This is a genomic window from Lysobacter sp. HA18, assembly GCF_054057595.1.
Genome location: NZ_JBSRZL010000001.1, coordinates 1316895 through 1332701 on the forward strand (window position 1 = coordinate 1316895; position 15807 = coordinate 1332701).

The following is a 15807-nucleotide window of genomic DNA, read 5'->3' on the forward strand; positions in this document are numbered from 1 at the left end:
AGGGGGGGGTTATGGAAGCCAGCGCGATAGACGATCTGCCTATGATCGAGATGTCTGACTTGTACAAGGCATACCGCAAGGCGAAGTACGAGGCGTTTCGAGACACGACGCACTTCAATGCCTTGGCCTTCGCAGCCTACGAGCAACGACTCGAAAAGAATCTCGGACGTCTGCTCGCGCGGCTCCAGGACGGCTCCAGTGCTTGGAGCGCAGATCTGAAGTTCATCGGCGGCTATTCGTTCATGCCTAAGAGTATTGAGGCCCCAGACATTGGCGGCGCGAGAGATACGCACTACGCGACTCTTAATCCGACACAGGATTGGCAAGATCAGTGCAAAGCGCAGCGTCGGCGGATGGATGCTAGCTTTCGATTGATCATCTTACCAACCGTAAATTACCTGGTGATATCCGCGCTCTGGGTGATGAAGATCGGTAGCAAGTTCGACGGTTCACTCGACAGGCGTTACGCGTACGCGCACGTGATTCGCAGAGTCGGCAGAGCAGGGCCGGTAGCAGAAGAAGCGCACAACCTCTTTGAGCACTACATCTACGGATATCGTCGTTGGCGGTCGAAAGGCCTTGATGCAATGCGCTCGGCTCTGGACGCCAAACAGTCGATCGTAGCGGTCACGATGGATGTGGAGCGCTTCTACCACTCCGTCTCACCTAACTTCCTCTCGAACGCCGAATTCCAAAAGAAGCTGAACGTGACATTGTCCGCGCAAGAGCGAGCATTTAATGACGCATTTGTGCGCAGCTTGGAGACTTGGTACCGATCGACTCCGGACTACAAGGAGCGACCCGAAGGAGGCATCCCAGTGGGTCTTCCGGCATCGCGTGTAATTTCGAATGTTTTGCTTGCTGAGTTTGATAAGACTTTTGCCAAGCGGACGAAGGCCATTTACTACGGGCGCTACGCGGATGACATCTTTTTGGTGGTAAAGCGCAAAGCCGGCCTGAAGACCGGAGACCACTTCGTCAGTTGGCTCCGTAAGACGATGCAGGGCTGGCTTGTGCTCAGTCAGACAAAAGGTGGCGCCGGCTTACGACTAAAGCTCAACTACGCGAAAGATTCGCGCATCGTTTTCGCCAGCAAAAAGCAGAAGATTTTTTATCTGGACGGTGCGCATGGCATCGATCTCGTCGATCAGATTGTCGAGAAGATCCGGCAGCAGTCTTCCGAGTATCGTGACCTTCCCGACTTGCCCGATTCAGAAAGCCAGATGGCAGCTCAGGCGCTCTTGGCCTCAACAGATGCGACTCTAGAAGCCGATGCGTTGAGGAAGGCCGAGGCCGTTTCCATCCGGCGTCTCGGATTTTCGATGATCTTGAGTGACGTGGAATCGTATGCCCGGGACCTCGCTCCGGGGCAGTGGCGGAGCAAGCGGCACAGGTTCTACGGGCTGGTGTCACGCTATGTGCTCACTCCCACCGGCGTCTTTGACTACTTGACCTATATCGTTCGTGTCTTTGGGCTCATGATCAGTTGCGGCGATCTGAAGCAGGCCCGTGCGTTGTTAGACCGTCTCGATGAAGTGTCACGCGTACTGATGGCGACTAGCTCCGCAGGAACGACTCAGCGCCCGAAGTTTCTAGAGTCTCGCCGTCACTACTATCGTGGCTTCGCTCAGGTTGCTTTGGCGGCGTGCAGCTCTACGACAATCACGTTGTCGGTTCGAGATGTGATGCGGAGAGTGCAGGGTAAGAGGACTGTGCCGAGCAAGACGTCGCTCCGCGCGTCGGCTGTAGCCTTGTTGAAAGCGGACCTCGCGCGGCGGCCGTATTACGACTACTGGCTCAAGGAAAATAAGCGTGAGCCGAAGCAACCGGCGCTGCCTATGGACCTGTCAGTCCGTCGTGTTCTAAAGCTTACAAAAAAGTATCCGGGCGGCTCGGGTGGGGGCCGCAGAGCGCCGTACTGGCCGGCAATTGCCTTCGCGACGCGACCTATTCCGCTTTGGAGTCTCTGCATCTCGGCGCCAGAGCTGATGTCGGTAAGGGGCGGCCTCGAGAAGATGTTGTGGGCCACGCGCGGGTCGATGGTCAACCGCAAGTACACGCAGTGGCGCTTTATATCGACGGATTCTGAAGATCGGGTGGTTGTGCACGTGCCGAGTGAACAGTCTGGCGTGCGCAAGATTGGGGTGCCCAGCTATTTGACGTCTGACTCACAATGGGAGGCAGCATTCGGCGGTAAGGGCGATGCTTCGATTGCCCGGTACGTAGGCATTCGCCGCCTGATTAATCGAATACTTCGGGAGTCGCCAGATGTTCGATACATAGCGCTACCAGAATGTAGTATCCGCTATGACTGGGCACTTCAGATCGCACAGAAACTCGGACTCCGCGGGGTGTCGTTCTTGGCCGGACTCGAGAATCGCGGGAAGGGGGCGTCCTACACCAATGAGGCGTTGGTGTCGCTAAGTAGCAATTTTTTCGGGCGGCAGGGATCTATCTGTTTCATTCAGCCGAAGCTCGCACTCGCGCACCACGAGTCGATCGGGTGCAATGACGCTAAGAAGAGATTCGTTCCGGGATGCCCGCAGAGCGCGCGGCCAGTTTATGTCCACGGTGATCTTAGTATCGGCGTTTTGATCTGCAGTGATCTGACTACCATCGCGAATCGTGCCCATTTCCAAGGTCAAGTTGACGCCCTGTTCGTTTTGGAGTGGAACAAGGACCTCAGCACCTTTGAGTTTCTCGTCGAATCAACTGCTCATGATCTGCACGCTGCGGTAGTGCAGGTCAACAACCGTGCTTACGGGGACAGTCGAATCCGGATGCCGTTCGATAAGTCATGGCGCCGCGACGTTGTGCAGGTCAAAGGCGGCGACGAGGATTTTTACGTAGTTGCGTCGATCGATTTTGGCGCGTTGCGCAAGTACCAGCGAGACCAGTCAGTTTCGGACGAGTACAAGCCGCTGCCTATTGGCTACATCATGTCGCCGCGCCGGCGCGAGTCCTCAGCGTTTTAACTCGACGGTTGGAAATGGGGCCTGGAAATCCGGTCGGGTTCCGTTTCCACGCCAGAGCAGAAATGGGGTTAGGTTCCATTTCTCACCTAGGACGCGTACCGCGACATCGCGGGTACTGAACGCATCCCCAGAACTGCTGACCGTTCTGACGATTCGTCCGCATTGCCATTTGGGTAGAGCACCTTGGGCAGGCCGGGACGGCCTCGTCTAGAAGCGTGTTCATCGGCTCGGTTGTGTCTTGTGTCGGCCCCGCCTGCCCGGCAGTAGGTACGGTTCCGACTGTTCGCGCAGCGGCGACCAGACGAGTTAGGTCCACTCCAGTGACTAGTTCGATTGCTTTGCCGGACGCGAAGCGTCCGGCGTCGGCGGTGTAGTCGCCAACGCAAACGATCTTGATCGCGTCCGCGCCGTGGTGAGCGAGCAAGCCCCACATCTCGCGCACCGTCGACACGTTGACCTGACGCTGGCGCCACTGCTTGCACTGCACGAGAGTCGTCTTGCCACCTCGATGAAGAACGAGGTCGATGCCGCCGTCCGCCCCGCCTTGTCCGGTTTCTTCAACTCGATAGCCTTGGCGACGGAACGCCTCGCCGACCAGTTGCTCGAACTGGCGCCAGTTCAGTGAAGCAATGCTGTCGAGGTCAGTGCGTGTTTGCAGAAGTTGGGCGCGTTGGCGACGCCGGAGATACGACACGCCCGCCGCGAGCCAACAGATGGCTAGCAACAGCCAAGCCAGAGGCGCGAGTGATCCGTTGCTGAGCTGCTTGCCGAGTTGGGCGGTCAGCGGCCCACCGTTGTGACTGAAGTACCAGCCTAGGCCGTAACGCACTGCCCAGAAGCCAAGCGCGCCTAGTGCAATGCCCATGGGCCACGGGAGCGTCGCGAGGACATCGAGCCCGGATTCCTTCTTGCGCGCCATGGTTGGTCTTCTCAGCTTTTGAAGCAGGTTTCGCGGTGCCACCGCAAATAGGTGGGATGCGGCCGAAGGTCTAGCGCGTCGGGCAGGAGAAGTGATCGCTCCGGGCGAATCAGTTTGTCGAGTTCGTGCGGCACGCCGTGAGGCGAAAGGAGTACGTGGTAGTCGTCGGTGAATGTCATGAGGCCGCGGTCGAAGAGCCAGTGGGCTGTGCCGGTCAAGGCAATGCCGTTACGCACGGTGTCCGGGCCGTCGGCCTCAACAGATCGGATGTGGGCCGCCTGCACCTCGGGTCTGCCGCCGCCATTGATCAAGCGAAGGCCCGTGACAGCGCAAGTGTTGCCGTAGGCAGCGCGGACCTGGCGACGGAATGCGATGTCACGCACCTTACGTGTCGTGACTGTCTCGACGATCGGTCGGTAAACATATTCGGGCACGTCTTCTGCCACCCGCGTCGCTTGCTCCCAGGGCTCAGCATGAAGACTGATACCGCGACGCACTATGTCGTCGAACTCCCCTTGGGATAGCTCACGCACTGAGCGGCCGAACGCGCCCTTGTTCGTCTTGCCGTCTTCCCGCAAGAGCTTCGATTCGCGATAGCCGCTGTCGTCACGAAAGGTCACCGCCGTGTCGAACGCCATGTAACCGTGCATCAGTGCGTAGAAGTGGTCGCTGCGAGCGCTGTCCGGAACAATCGCAGTGACCTGCGCAATTGCGAAATATGCTTGACGCCCAGTGGCGCTATGCGGACCGGTGGTTCGCCGGGGTTCGTAATAGACGATCCAGTCGCCAACTGCACCTTCCACCTGTCTGAGATAGGTCCGGGGGAAGTGATACCGCTCCTCGATCAAGTCGTCATAGATCGAGCTGTCGGATGCGGTGAATACGGCGTTGGTCATGGCGTCCCCGGGCGCGTCGGGCCAGGGTACCAGGCACTTCGCGACTGGGCCGACCGGCGGTTACGTCCGGCGTGTGCGGAGCTCTCGCGCCGCCTGGGCGAAGAACAACCAGCACGCGCGGTTTGCCACGCACGTGATAGCAACGGTCGTGCTTGCCGTCGGCAAGAACACCGGCCTAGATTGGGCTCGCGGATTGGCCGCCGTGACGGGAGGACGCCATGACACGCAAGTACATCGACTGCCGCGAGATGCCGAGCGAATCCGGATGCACCGTGGCGATCGCCGCCGACTCGGACCGCGAGCTCGAAGACGCCGCCGTGCACCACGCAGTGGCTGCACACGGCGAACACGACACGCCCGAGCTGCGCAGCATGATCCGCCGTGGCTTCCACGCGGGTTCGCCGCCAGTCGAGCACTCGCGCGACGCCCGCGCGTGAGCGCGATTGGCGACGGCAACGGAGAGAAGCGGGGTCAGGTTCATTCCCAACGGTGTGACCTGACCGTTCTGCGTTGCGCCCGAGGTCGGTAGCCGCGATCGACGCTTCTGATATCGGCGCCGGAACGCTGGCGGCCCCGTCCCCGTCGCAGCCGCCCGAGATCAGCCCCTGACCATCGGCACGGTACGCTAGGTGTACTACATCACTACACTACCAACACAATCTGGGTGTGGAGTGCAGGGATGGGCGTCGAACTGGTGATGGAGTCGGTCGGGTTCGCCTATCCGGGCGGGCACCGCGCGGTGGACGGGGTGGCGATGCGGCTGGGCGCGGGGGTGGTGGGCCTGTTGGGGCCGAACGGCGCCGGCAAGTCGAGCCTGATGCGCGTGCTGGCCACGCTGGCGCGCGCCAGCAGCGGCCGCGTGACGTGGCGCGGCGATGACATCGCGAAGTCGCCCGACGCGCTGCGCGCCGAACTGGGCTACCTGCCGCAGGATTTCGGCGTGTACGACGCGCTGTCGGCGCGGGAATTCCTCGCCTTCCTCGCCGCGGTGAAGGGTCTGCCTTCGCGCGGGGTGGGCGAGCGCGTGGCGCAGTGCCTCGACCGGGTGGGGCTGACCGACGTGGCCGACCGTCGCCTCGGCGGGTTCTCCGGCGGCATGCGTCAGCGCGTCGGCATCGCGCAGGCGCTGCTCAACGACCCGCGCCTGCTGATCGTCGACGAGCCCACCGTCGGCCTCGACCCCGACGAGCGCATGCGCTTCCGCCACCTGCTCGCCGAGTTGGCCGCAGACCGGCTGGTGATCCTGTCCACGCACATCGTCTCGGACATCGAAGCCAGCGCCGGCGACCTGGCCGTGCTGGTCGGCGGGCAACTGCGTTTCCATGGCACGCCGGAAGCATTGATGGCCGATGCGCAGGGGCACGTCTGGTCATGGACGGTGCCGTCGGATCGCCTGGCCGAGATGCGCGTCGCGCACCGCATCAGCCGCGCGCAGCGACGCGCCGATGGCGTGGAGATCCGCGTGGTCGGCGAACGCACGCCGTCGAACGACGCGACGGCGATCGCGCCCGATCTCGAAGACGCCTACCTGTGGCGCCTGCACCGCGCGGAGCTGGCGGCATGAACGCGCTGCGGATCGTCGCCGCGATCTGCATGGCCGACCTGCGCCAGCGCCTGCGCACGCCACGCACGTGGGTGCTGCTGGGCGCCCTGGCGGTGGCGACGTGGTGGAGCTTCCCGCCCGCCGATGCCGGCTACCTCACCGTCTGGTTCGGTGCGGGTGCGCGCGCGCATTACTCGAGCGCGTGGATCGGCCTGGTGATCTCGCTGGTGTACGGCGGGTTGCTCTCGCTGATCGGCTTCTACGTGGTGCGCGGCACGGTGGTACGCGACTTCGACACCGGAACGTGGCAGTTGCTGGTGTCCACGCCGATGAACCGTGCGGGCTACCTGTTCGCGAAGTGGCTGAGCCACATCGCCGTGTTCGCGCTGATGCTGGCGTTCGGCGTGGTGGTCGGTGTGGCGGCGCAGTTCGTGCGCGGTGAAGTGCCGCATCTGGATGTCGTCGAACTGCTCAAGCCCGTCGTGATCGTCGCGCTGCCGGCGTTCGCTTTCAGTGCTACCTGCGCGGTGTGGTTCGACCTGCTGCCGTGGCTGCGCCGCAGCGCCGGCAACGTGGCGTACTTCTTCGTGTGGATCTTCGTGATGACCGGCAACGTCGCGCGCGGCTCGGGCAGTTGGCCCGGTGATCCGCAGGGACTGCTCGCGGTCGAGCAGTCGCTCAAGCGCGGCGCGGGCCTGCCCGCCAACTTCATCAAGAGCGGCGTGAGCATCGGCGGCGAGTCGCTGCAGGGCAAGCCGCTGGTGCTGTTCGACTGGACGCATTGGGACGTGGGCCCGGACGTGCTGGCCGCGCGCGGCTTCTGGCTCGCGCTGGCGGTGATCGTGCTGCTCGCGGCGACGCCGCTGCTCGATCGCTGCGCCGCACGCCGCGGCAGTGCACGTTCGCGCTCGACCGACGGCCGCAGCCTGCGCTGGCTCGACGGCCTGATGATCCCGCTGGGCTGGAGCCGCTTCGGTGCATTGGTGAGCGCGGAAGTGCGGCTCGCGTTGCGGCCGCGTCGACGCCTGTGGTTCTTCGCGATGCTCGGCATCTTCATCGCGCAGATGTTCGCGAAGGACGTCGGGCTGGTGGTGGCGATCCTCGCCGGCTGGCTGCTGTCGATGGAGCTGTTCTCACGCGCCGTGCTGCGCGAGCACGACACCCACACCGGTGCGCTGGTGTTCACCGCGTCGAACATGCGCAACCGCCTGCTCGCCGCGCGCGTGGTGGTGGGCATCGTCATGGCGTGGCTGGTGACGTTGCCCGCGCTGCTGCGCCTAGGCGTGCAACAGCCGATGGCCGCGCTGGCCGTGGCGATGGCCGGCGTCTCGATCGCGCTCTGGGGCCTCGCGCTCGGTGCGCTGTTCCGCAACTCGCGCCCGTTCGAACTCGTGCTGATCGCCTGCGCCTACGTGAGCGTGCAGGGCGCTCTCGTGTTTAACGCACTGACGAATCCCGGCGCGATGTTGATGGGGCATGCGGTGGCGTTGCCGCTGGCAGCTGCATTGCTGGTGGGCGCGTGGCGGCCGCTGGTGGCGCGGGTGAGGTGATGAGCGCCGTTGCGTCGCGGCGGTGGATAAATGCGTCGCGACGAAATGGGTCAGGTTCGATTTCACCCCGCACCGAAGCAGGGGTCGGAGTCGATGTCCTGTAGCGCGAGATCGGAGCGTGGTCGACGGTCTGCACAAACCAAACGGCGGCGCGACTTGTAGAACACGCGTCACCCATGGGCATTTCCACGGCATCGGCTCGTCGTCCGTTTCGGTTCATCACGTGCGCTAGCCGTCGTATCCCGGGAGCTGTTGTGCGTCGTCGATGCGCATCGACTGTCAGGCGAGCAAGCACTCCATGGATGAGCTCGCTGCCTTCGCCAAAACGTTGATCCGCCTACCGCGATGCATGCGCTGACGACCGGTTGCCATATTTCACAAGCCGTCTACATGCGCGAACGCCAGCTGTATGCGCGCCCCTGACCGCGGCGCAAAGGCCGCTATATTCCGGCTACCCCCAAAGGAAGGAGGATTGGCATGAATCTGTCCAAGCAACATCTGTCGATCGCACGCACGCTTGGCGTGGCGATCGTTGCAACCATCGGCCTTAGTGCCTGCGCTACGTACGACGACGATTTCGCGCGGATCAATTCGCGCCTCGATCAACTCGACACGAGGGTGCAGGGCGCAGCACAGAGCGCCGAAGCCGCTAATCAGTCCGCAACGCGGGCGAATCAGCGGCTCGATCAGATTGAAGGTCGCGTCCAGCAGCTGGAAGCGGCGCCGCGTCGCAAGCCGCGCGGTTAAGTCGCTCTTGCACCATTCGCAACGAACGACCTGAAGTACGCCCGGTGGCCTTCGCTGGCCGCCGGGCTCCCTAATTCGTACCTAGCGTCCGTTCCAAGGAGTCGTCCCATCCGTACCTGCACTTACCCTGCAATCCGGGGCGTTGCGCTGGCACTGACGTTGGCCTTCGCGAGTTCGGGCGTGGTCAACGCCAAGGAGGCCGACGCGCCACCGGCCGACGCCACCGACCAGCTTCCGCCCGGACAAGATGTATCCAGCACCGTGACCGACCTTGCCGGTTGGGTCGTCGCAAGCAAGGACAGCCAGGGCTATCCGTTCGCGGTGATCGACAAGGCCGCCGCACAGATCCTGGTGTTCGGTGGCGACGGTCGCCTTCGCGGCGCAGCACCTGCGCTGCTGGGCTCGGCGACCGGTGATCATTCCGCACCCGGCGTCGCCGGCCTCGCGCTTCGCGAAATTCCCGGCCGTGATCGCACGACACCCGCAGGTCGCTTCGTCGGAGGTTTCGGCCCGTCGATCGACGCGGGCCGCGTGCTCTGGGTCGACTACGACTCCGCAGTCTCCATCCATCCCACGGCGACCAACGTCCCGGCCGAGAAGCGCGCTGAACGCCTCGCATCGCCGACGCCGGACGACAACCGCGTCACGCACGGCTGCATCAACGTCTCGCCCGAGTTCTACGAGGCGGTCGTCAAACCGACGTTCGAGAAGGGTGGGCTGTTCTACATCCTTCCGGACAAGCAGACGATCGCCGAGACCTTCCCGGAATTCGCCGAAAGTCATGCGAGTGCGCAAGGCGGCGATGGGCGACGGTCGCGACACGCAGGCCGCTGAAAGGCGCGGTGTTGGAAACGCAACGAATGGGATCAGGTTTTGTTCTTCGTGTCGCGGCGGTTCCAACAAAAAAGACGGGTTCGTTCGAACCCGTCTCCTCATAAGTCGATGCGCTCACCGCGAGCGGCGGCTGGCGATCACCGGGTCGGCTTGGCCTTTTTGCACTTCTTAGGCTTGCCGTGCGGGTTGGTGCATGGCTCGTGGCCCCCCTTGATCGAGTCGATGCGGAAATGGGCGATCAGCCCCGTCTGCGAGCCGTCCTTCTGCACCCAGCCATAGGTGACCTGCTGGCCGTTCGCGTTGCCGTCGAAGTCGGCAAGGGGGTAGAAGGAAGGCAGGCCCGTACCGTGCAGCACGTCGGTATTGCCTGCGGCGCTGGCGAGGCTGAGCCCGAACGAGCCGTCCACGTAGAGCGCGTCGTCGACCATGATCGAATGGCCCGACAGGACCACCACGTCCTCGACGTTACCGGCGGAGTTGTCGAACACCTCGACGCCGAGCTCGTCGGAGACCACCGAGTGCCCGCTTACCGTGCCGGCCATGAACGAGGCGGGCTGGTAGGCCGCGTAGCCCGGCAGGTTGATGCCCGCCGCAGTGTCGTCGTCGTAGCTGAAGCTGCCCTCGACGTGTGAGCCCACTGGCGTTACCGACGCATCGAGCGTCTCCGTTACCGTGCCGGTGAAGTGGAACGTGAGCACCTCGGCATGGGCCGCGCCCGTAAGAACCAGAAGCGTCGCTGCGGCGACCGTGCGAATCCGTTTGCTGAGCATGTTGAGTCCTGAGTTGAACGTAAGTGCACGACGGCACCGCCGTTAACCGGCGCATGCAACGTAGTGAATTGGCAACGCGGACAGCCCCTGTACGCGCACTCCATTATAGGTTCGTTGGAGAAGTCGGCGCTGGCGATTCACCTCTCCTGGCGCCGGCGCGCTCGTTTTGCCCGGGACCGCTGATCCGACTACGGCAAAGAACGCAGACTGCGACTCGTTTCCGCGCTCCGGACCAGCGCGCCGCGTTACCCTTTCCGCATGCTCCAAACAGGGACGAAGAAATGAATGCCACCGTCGTCGGTCTCGTGACGCCGCATCTGCTGCGCGTCGTCGACCTCGCCAACCAGGCCGAGAAGGGCATCAACGTCGACTGGCACGTGCGCGACGCCGTGACCAGCACGATGAACGAGCTGCGCGACCAGTACAACGCACAATCGCTGATCGCGGCGTATGTCGAGGGATTGGAGAACGCCGTAAGTCACGCTGACAGGAAGCGCGACGCGTACGTGCGCGTGCTGCAGGCCGCGGCTGCGGCGGCGCGTAATCCACGATGAGCCGAAAAGCGCGCACCCATCGGGTTGATCACCTTGCGGTCCCGAACTGACCTTGGCGCTGGAAGTTTCACGGCGTCGATTTCTGACGAGGTCGGTTCTTCAGACCTCAACTCAGATCGGCTGGTTAGCTAAAACGCTACGCACCTTGCATGCGCGTTTTGGCTGTTGGCTGTTGGCCGTGGCGCATGGCGCGGCAGGGATGTCTGCCTAGCTAGAGTCGGATCGACCTGATGAACACCGCGACGAGCCGGTACCCGGCCGCAATACCCCCGGCCTCGGGCGCGGCGTAGCTTCGTAGGGTCAGGGTTGCAACAACGGCGCCGTTCCCAGCACCGATCAGGGAGCGCCGTTCGAGCCGTCCACGTCTGCAGAAGGCGCGAAGCTGACGTCTACCGCCTCCAGGTCGAGCTTGACCAGTGAGAGCCCGGCATTGCTTTGGGCGATCTGCTGCAAGCGCTCGAGGCAGAACGGTCGCATCTCCGGACTCACGCGACCGAGCAGGTCAACCGCTGCCGATTCAAACCACGTCGCGAACGTGTCCGACACCGGAGCGTCGCCTTCGGCAACGGGGTGCTTCCGCTCCACCGCCAGCACGAGGCGAGCGAGTTCGATCTCCAGCTCCGCCCGCGAGAGCAGCCCGTCCCCGTTTTGGTCCTGCGCCGACACTGCAAAGCCCCCGCCCATCGTTGCCGCGGATATTGTGCTGCTGCGGCGCCGTCGGGCGTGAACGTCGGCTGTCAACCATAAGCCGACGACAGGAGTTCTGCGGCGCTGCCCGTCGCAACGACGGATTGGCTAGAGAACCATGCTGGTAGCCAGTCAGCTCAGGCAAGCAGGCCGGCGGATCGCGCATGGGTATGGTCTCGCACGAGCGCCGCGAACCTCTTTTAGACGGTAGCGTCCCGCTGCGCACTAACGGCCGGGGGCGGCGTGGGCCGCCGCCGCAGGAGCAGATAGTGCGCGTTCGGCCGTTGCGTACTGGCGCTTTGCTTGGTCGAGCCGATCGCGAAAGAAGCTGACATCGGCATCTGCCACGGCGAGCGCCGCTCGCGCAGTTCGTCCTCGAACCGATATTCGGTAATCGGATGCGGGTAGTCGACCAGCATCTGAAGCGCGTCGCGGGTCTTCACAGCCGAAGCACTGAGGTCCGCCCAAGCATCAACTCGGGCATGAAGGACGGTGAGAATCGGCATTTCTGGCGACCTGTGGAATCGCTGACGAAGGGAAGCCTTGTGCTGGATCAGCAGCCGGACACGAGTGCCGGGCGAGCGCCGGCAAGCGCTAGAAGCGGACGCAGTGGTCGCACCATAAAGACGCGCTGGTGTTTGCGCCGTGACCTCGCGGAAACGGTCCCAAGGACGCTCCTGCTCGGCGCGTGCACGCCATGTGGCTACCATCAACGTTCTACAGAGGCCGGCTGCATGAAGCGAGTTCCCTTCCTTTTTTCCGGTGGCAACGCCATGGCGGAGCGCCACCGCGCGTTCGCGTGGTCGACGTCGCCGATCGGGCCACCGGAGCAGTGGGACACGGCGCTCAAAACGCTTGTGCCGATCATGCTTGCGTCCAACCAGCCGATGTTCATCGTGTGGGGAGAGGCGCGCACACTTCTCTACAACGATGCATACGGCGAGATCCTCGGGAACAAGCACCCGGATGCGCTGGCGTGCGACTTCCTGGAAGTCTGGTCCGAGATCCGCGCCGATCTGCAGCCGATCGTCGAGGCAGCCTATCGCGGCGAGCCCAGTCAGATGGACGACATCGAACTGTGGATGGAGCGCCACGGCTATCGCGAAGAGGCGCACTTCTCATTCTTCTACGCACCGGTGCGCGCCGAGTCAGGGGACGTCGGGGGATTCTTCTGCGCCTGCAACGAGATCACCGCGCAGATCCTTGCCGAGCGCCGATTGGCGACGAGTGAAGCGCGCTATCGAAGCGTGCTTGAAAACATGGATGAAGGATTCACCCTGTTCGACCGGGAGTTCAGCATCGTTGAGGTCAACGAAGCGACTACGGCGATGGTGCATCTCGAACGCAAGCAGATGATAGGCGCCAACCATTGGGAGCTCTTTCCCGGAACTTTCGAAGGAACGATCGGCCAGATGTATCGCGACTCCTTGGCTGATCGGCAGCCACGGTCGCTCGAGCATTTGTACCGATATCCCGATGGTCGCGAGAAGTGGTATGAGGTCCGATGCTTTCCGGTCGGCGATGGCTTGGCAGCTCTGTTCCGCGACGTGACGCGTCGCAAACAGCTCCAGGCCGACGCGGACGCTGCTCTTGAGCGCGTGCAGCTCGCACTGGACGCGGGTGCGATCCTCGGCACGTGGATGTGGGACGTACAGTCCAATCGCGTTCTAGGCGACGAGCGATTCGCGGTGAACTTCGGTCTCGACCCTGCGGCAGTGGCGTCCGGCGTACCCATCGAAACGGCGTTCGCAACCATCCACCCCGACGACCAAGCGCGCGTCCAGTCGGCAATCACGGACGCCCTCGACCGCGGCAACCGGTATCGCTGCCAATACCGCGTCTTGCGCGATGGCACCTACCGATGGGTCGAAGCTGCGGGCAGCGTGGAGCTCGACAGTTCGGGCACCCCGGTGCGCTTTCCGGGCGTGCTGATGGACGTCGAGGACCGCCGGCGTATCGAAGAAGAGCGTGATCGCACGTCCGCCCTGCTTTCCACGTTCATCAGTGCCGTTCCGGGCGCCGTGTATGCGAAGGATCGAAGCGGGCGCTATCTGTTGGCTAATCGCGGCGCTGCTGAAGCGATGGGGCGTACGCCCGACGAACTGATCGGGCGCACCGACACCGAAGTTCTGGCCAACGCGACGGAAGCCGAAGCGCTGATGGAATGCGACCGCGAGGTCATGGCGTCAGGCACGACACGGCAGCAGGAAGAGCCGATCCACCGGCCCGACGGCGTGACCACGATCTGGTGGTCTACGAAGGCGCCCCTGCGCGATACCGCCGGCGAGGTGATGGGGCTTGTCGGCACCAGCGTGGATATCACCGAGCGCAAGCAGATGCTCGATGCGTTGCGCGAAGCGGATCAGCGCAAGGACGAATTCCTCGCGATGCTTGCGCATGAGCTTCGCAACCCCTTGGCGCCCATCAATACCGCATCGCACATTCTCAAGCTCTCGGCAGGTGACTCGCGCCCGATCCGTGAGGCGAGCGAAGTGATTTCGCGCCAGGTCCGCCACATGACGCGCCTCGTCGATGATCTTCTCGACGTCTCGCGGGTAACTCGTGGCCTCGTCGAGCTCGAACGGGTGCCGGTCGATCTTCGCGCGGTGGTGTCGACGGCGATCGAACAGGCGCAACCGCTTCTCCAATCGCGCCGGCACGAGCTCCATACCAGCATCGGCACAGGGCAGTTCGTCGTCCGCGGCGACTTCCATCGACTCGTGCAGGTCGTCTCCAACCTCATCAACAACGCCGCCAAGTACACGCCCCAGGGCGGCGTCATTGAAGTTCGTCTCGCTGCGGACGACGGACGTGCGTGCCTCACGGTCAGCGACAACGGCGTCGGCATCGAAGCGAGCATGCTCGACAGGGTGTTCGACCTGTTTACGCAGGCCGAGCGGACGCCTGACCGCAGCCAGGGTGGGCTGGGCATCGGACTCTCGCTGGTGCGAAGCCTTGTCCAACTCCACGGGGGTGAAGTCCGCGCGCGCAGCGCCGGCCTGCAGAAGGGTGCGACGTTTGCGGTCACCCTGCCTCTTGTCGAGGACGCGTTGGTAACGCAGGCCGCGGGCGACACTGCGTCACCCGCCGTCGCGTTGCGCATTCTTGTCGTCGACGACAACGCGGACGCCCTCAAGACGCTGGCGGACGTGCTCGAATTGAGCGGGCACGTTGTCGCAACAGCCCAGACGGGTCAGGCAGCGCTCGCCGCCGCGCAGGTCGGGTCCGCGTGGGATGTCTGCATTCTCGACATTGGTCTTCCGGACATCACCGGTTACGAACTGGCCCCGCAACTCCGGCAGCTCGCCGCGGCGCAACACGCCACGCTCATTGCACTTACCGGTTACGGCCAGCCGCACGACCGCGTCATCTCACGCGCGTCAGGGTTCGATGAGCATTTGGTCAAACCCGCCGACATGCCGACGTTGCTGCGCATGCTGGAGCGCATTGGGCCTGCTCGTTAGTGGCCGGTGCATCCGCCGATATGTTTGGCCTCGAGGGCATCGACGCAGTGCCGAGCAGCACCTACGTGTGGGCATATACACGAGCGTCGACCGCCGACCCGCGCCTAGCGCCGCTTGATGCAAACGGCCGCTTGTTCGTGGCTACGCACGCGCGCTGGCCTTCGGTCTACAGACGAAGCGCTTCGCCATACTCGCGGTCCATGACGACTTTTCGCCGAGCCCGATGCAACCGTTGAAATACCTTGGCGGCTACCCACTGCACGTGCTCGCGCGCGTGAATGAGCTCATCGAGCAGGGGCGGCTGGGCGATGTACTGAAAGCCCGATACGACGAACTGCACTCGGTGCGTACGGACGGCCAGCTCTACGATTATGTGCAAGCCCTCAAGGAGCGGCACCTACGCCAGTCGGTTCCACTCGCCAAGGTCGTCTACGACAACAAGCTGCAGGTCATGAAACACGCGTTGGGCACCCATACGAGTATTTCCCGCGTGCAGGGTGGCCGGCTGAAGGCGAGCCGCGAAATTCGCATCGCGACCGTGTTTCGCGACGCACCGGCCGAATTTCTGAAGATGATCGCGGTGCATGAGCTGGCGCACCTGAAGGAGCCCGAGCACGACAGGGCCTTCTACCGCCTGTGCACACATATGGCGCCCGACTACCACCAGCTCGAGTTCGACCTGCGCCTGTACCTGACTCATCTGGACCTGGGGACGTGATCCGGTTGTCTGCGTTCCCGGCGCTGGGCCGATTCACGCGTCGCCCGTTGTCGGCTTTTGGCCATTGGCGGATGTATGCGTAGCCAAATGTTAAAGCCACTGTTAACTGCGCCAGCGACGATCAGCGCGAAACCAGGCCTCACGCTCCCA

At 63.3% G+C, this 15807-nt stretch carries 14 protein-coding genes; 9 read left to right on the forward strand and 5 right to left on the reverse strand.

Going from position 1 to position 15807, the window contains the following annotated elements:
* Positions 1-41 precede the first annotated feature (41 nt).
* Positions 42-2975, forward strand: a complete 2934-nt coding sequence (locus tag ACVWWW_RS06670) for a reverse transcriptase domain-containing protein (RefSeq protein ID WP_196804347.1) — start codon at positions 42-44, stop codon at positions 2973-2975.
* 82 nt (positions 2976-3057) lie between these two features.
* Here the strand turns inward: ACVWWW_RS06670 and ACVWWW_RS06675 are convergent, their stop codons facing one another.
* Both ACVWWW_RS06675 and ACVWWW_RS06680 read right to left on the reverse strand, forming a co-directional pair.
* Positions 3058-3894, reverse strand: coding sequence for a restriction endonuclease (locus ACVWWW_RS06675; protein WP_027082728.1), 837 nt, complete (start codon positions 3892-3894; stop codon positions 3058-3060).
* 11 nt (positions 3895-3905) lie between these two features.
* Entirely contained in the window at positions 3906-4790 is an 885-nt protein-coding gene (locus ACVWWW_RS06680) for an HNH endonuclease (protein WP_027082729.1), read from the reverse strand.
* A 218-nt stretch (positions 4791-5008) separates the two neighbouring features.
* On the opposite strand from ACVWWW_RS06680, the gene ACVWWW_RS06685 reads away from it, so the two are divergent.
* From ACVWWW_RS06685 to ACVWWW_RS06705, 5 genes are all read left to right on the forward strand, one after another.
* Positions 5009-5227: a DUF1059 domain-containing protein gene (locus ACVWWW_RS06685; protein WP_027082730.1), complete on the forward strand. Its 219-nt coding sequence runs from the start codon at positions 5009-5011 to the stop codon at positions 5225-5227.
* Positions 5228-5469: 242 nt separating this feature from the next.
* Complete coding sequence (locus tag ACVWWW_RS06690; protein WP_051235015.1) at positions 5470-6354, forward strand: ATP-binding cassette domain-containing protein; 885 nt, start codon at positions 5470-5472, stop codon at positions 6352-6354.
* Positions 6351-7883 carry an ABC transporter permease subunit gene (locus ACVWWW_RS06695; RefSeq protein WP_155914247.1) on the forward strand — a complete coding sequence of 511 codons (1533 nt, stop codon included), beginning with the start codon at positions 6351-6353 and terminating at the stop codon, positions 7881-7883. The genes ACVWWW_RS06690 and ACVWWW_RS06695 overlap by 4 nt, the downstream gene beginning before the upstream one ends.
* Before the next feature lie 477 nt (positions 7884-8360).
* Positions 8361-8630 carry a membrane protein gene (locus ACVWWW_RS06700; RefSeq protein WP_027082733.1) on the forward strand — a complete coding sequence of 90 codons (270 nt, stop codon included), beginning with the start codon at positions 8361-8363 and terminating at the stop codon, positions 8628-8630.
* A gap of 153 nt (positions 8631-8783) precedes the next feature.
* Positions 8784-9464, forward strand: a complete 681-nt coding sequence (locus tag ACVWWW_RS06705; protein ID WP_027082734.1) for a L,D-transpeptidase family protein — start codon at positions 8784-8786, stop codon at positions 9462-9464.
* A 137-nt stretch (positions 9465-9601) separates the two neighbouring features.
* Here ACVWWW_RS06705 and ACVWWW_RS06710 read toward each other — a convergent pair whose 3' ends face one another.
* On the reverse strand, positions 9602-10234 hold the full coding sequence (locus tag ACVWWW_RS06710; RefSeq protein WP_027082735.1) for a hypothetical protein: 633 nt from the start codon (positions 10232-10234) through the stop codon (positions 9602-9604).
* 281 nt (positions 10235-10515) lie between these two features.
* Here ACVWWW_RS06710 and ACVWWW_RS06715 point away from each other — a divergent pair, with 281 nt between their 5' ends.
* Entirely contained in the window at positions 10516-10788 is a 273-nt protein-coding gene (locus ACVWWW_RS06715) for a hypothetical protein (RefSeq protein ID WP_027082736.1), read from the forward strand.
* A 336-nt stretch (positions 10789-11124) separates the two neighbouring features.
* Here ACVWWW_RS06715 and ACVWWW_RS06720 read toward each other — a convergent pair whose 3' ends face one another.
* Entirely contained in the window at positions 11125-11454 is a 330-nt protein-coding gene (locus ACVWWW_RS06720) for a hypothetical protein (protein ID WP_155914248.1), read from the reverse strand.
* A 221-nt stretch (positions 11455-11675) separates the two neighbouring features.
* Positions 11676-11981, reverse strand: a complete 306-nt coding sequence (locus ACVWWW_RS06725; protein WP_027082738.1) for a hypothetical protein — start codon at positions 11979-11981, stop codon at positions 11676-11678.
* A gap of 228 nt (positions 11982-12209) precedes the next feature.
* Here ACVWWW_RS06725 and ACVWWW_RS06730 point away from each other — a divergent pair, with 228 nt between their 5' ends.
* Together ACVWWW_RS06730 and ACVWWW_RS06735 are read left to right on the forward strand one after the other, a co-directional pair.
* Entirely contained in the window at positions 12210-14939 is a 2730-nt protein-coding gene (locus ACVWWW_RS06730) for a PAS domain-containing protein (protein WP_456998659.1), read from the forward strand.
* A 223-nt stretch (positions 14940-15162) separates the two neighbouring features.
* A complete protein-coding gene (locus ACVWWW_RS06735) occupies positions 15163-15657 on the forward strand; it encodes a YgjP-like metallopeptidase domain-containing protein (RefSeq protein WP_027082739.1) in 495 nt (164 codons plus the stop codon).
* Positions 15658-15807: the final 150 nt, after the last annotated feature.